Genomic DNA, 1,637 nt, shown 5'->3' with positions numbered 1-1,637 from the left:
GACGACCTTCGCGCCCGTCACGGCGATCGCCGCCCCGATGCCGAATCCGGCCAGGACGTCACCGGGGAAGTGCGCGCCGGTGGCCACCCGGGAGATGCCGACGAGTCCGGCGAGCATCGCCAGGACCAGTCCCAGCGGCGCGCTCTCCAAGCCGACGCCGACGGCGAAGGCGGCCGCGCTCGCCGAATGACCCGAAGGCAGCGAGTTGGAGGTCGGCATCCGTCGGGACAGGCGAACGAGCGGAACCAGCGAAGAGTTCGGTCGCGACCGCTTCCATACCCGCTTGGCCACTTGATTGGTGAACACGCTCGTCGCGCCAAGTGCGACGACACCCCGCAATGCGCCTCGTTGCGCGGACTTGTTGCCAGAGGCGGCCAGCACCGCCGCGATCGCGAACCACAGTTTCGAATGGTCGGCGGCCGACGTCAGCCTCGGCATGACGGCGTCGAGCAGTGGGCTGGGGGATTCGGCGATGACGTCGAAGATCTCGCGGTCCAGTGTGCCGAGACCCGCACCGATCTGGCGGATTCCCCTGTTGCGGAGGCGGGGCCGTCGCATTGACTCCATGGTCACCAACCTAGCCGAGGACGTCATCTCGAACGGGTGTCCGCGAAAATCGTTCGGCCGGAGTTCGTTTGGCGTCCCGTTGGATCGTTGCTAAACCTTTACTTGACCTAGAGCGCCGCGGTGTGGTGACGTTGAAGCCGTGCGCCGACTGCTGATCTCGCTGTGCGCGGTGGTCATCGGTCTCGTCGCGGCGCCGGTCGCACGTGCGGAGCCGTTGCCGTGGTTCGCGCCAAGCGTCGGTAACGCAACCCAAGTCATTTCCGTTGTGGGCGTTGGTGGTTCGGACGCAAAAGTCGACGTCTACGAGCGGACGGCAGCGGGTTGGCAGGCCGTTGCCGCGGGGATCCCCGCCCATGTCGGTTCGGCGGGCATGGCACCGCAGACGCACGACGGTCAGATGCTCACGCCGATGGGCGTCTTCACCCTCGACTTCGCCTTCGGCACCGCCGCCAATCCTGGCGGCGGCCTGCAATACGTGCAGGTGGGTCCGGACCACTGGTGGGACGGTGACATGAAGAGTGCCACCTACAACACCATGCAGGTCTGCAAGAAGTCGCAGTGCGCGTTCGACACCAATCCCAGCAGCGGGACGGAGAATCTTCAGATCCCACAGTACAAACACGCGGTGGTGATGGGCGTCAACAAGGAAAGGGTCCCCGGAAACGGCGGGGCGTTCTTCCTGCACACCACCGACGGTGGACCGACGGCCGGGTGCGTCTCGATCGACGACGCCGCGTTGGTCGGGATCATCAAGTGGCTGCGACCCGGTGCGCTGATCGCGGTTTCCAAGTAGGCCCCTGCGATTTGTGCACGCTCTGCCGTGCCGAGCGCGGGTGCGGGTGCGCGAATCGCCGCGAAGTGGGGTCAAATGTGAACGGCCCGACCCGCTTTCGCGTTGAAGTCGAGAGCCTTGGTAGACAACGAGGCGTCGTAGGTGCGGTCGTATCCCGTCACGCTGATCTTCCAACCGTCGGCGGTTCGCCGGTAGCGGTCGTGATAGAAGCCCGCGCCGATCAGCATGAAGTCGAACTTCGGGACGATCACCTTGTCCTGCAGATACCAGATGGCGG

At 65.5% G+C, this 1,637-nt stretch carries 3 protein-coding genes; 1 reads left to right on the top strand and 2 read right to left on the bottom strand.

What is annotated here, in order from left to right:
• On the bottom strand, nucleotides 1–558 hold a 558-nt coding region (locus ACRDUX_RS35375), incomplete at its 3' end, for a phosphatase PAP2 family protein (protein WP_526421277.1).
• 148 nt (nucleotides 559–706) lie between these two features.
• Here ACRDUX_RS35375 and ACRDUX_RS35370 point away from each other — a divergent pair.
• On the top strand, nucleotides 707–1,360 hold the full coding sequence (locus ACRDUX_RS35370) for a L,D-transpeptidase family protein (protein ID WP_526421275.1): 654 nt from the start codon (nucleotides 707–709) through the stop codon (nucleotides 1,358–1,360).
• 71 nt (nucleotides 1,361–1,431) lie between these two features.
• Here ACRDUX_RS35370 and ACRDUX_RS35365 read toward each other — a convergent pair.
• Nucleotides 1,432–1,637: nuclear transport factor 2 family protein (locus tag ACRDUX_RS35365; protein WP_526421273.1), on the bottom strand; the 206-nt coding region annotated here is incomplete at its 5' end.

It is taken from the genome of Mycobacterium sp. (assembly GCF_050701675.1).
Taxonomy (GTDB): Bacteria; Actinomycetota; Actinomycetes; order Mycobacteriales; family Mycobacteriaceae; genus Mycobacterium.
The sequence above is the reverse complement of the archived record's forward strand: the minus strand, read 5'-3'. Positions and strand labels throughout refer to the sequence as shown.